The following is a 248-nucleotide window of genomic DNA, read 5'->3' on the forward strand; positions in this document are numbered from 1 at the left end:
CTCCAAGGGCGCCATGCAAGCCATCCAGACCTCGTCCGGCGACGTGCGCGAAATCATCGACACCATTACCAGCATCGCCGGCCAGACCCATTTACTGGCCTTCAATGCTGCGATCGAGGCGGCGCGCGCGGGCGAGCATGGGCGCGGCTTTTCGGTGGTGGCCAACGAGGTGCGCAAGCTGGCCGAGAAATCGGCCCTTGCAGCGCGCGAGATTTCCAAGCTGATCAACGAGACGGTCAGCCGCGTCG

The 248-nt window shown here is 64.5% G+C and carries 1 protein-coding gene; it reads left to right on the forward strand.

Translation table 11 applies throughout. The features are described from left to right. Positions 1-248 (forward strand): methyl-accepting chemotaxis protein (locus AC0IYH_RS33165; protein WP_471838643.1); only part of this gene is annotated, 248 nt, incomplete at both ends.

Source organism: Pseudomonas sp. AC463, assembly GCF_979253585.1.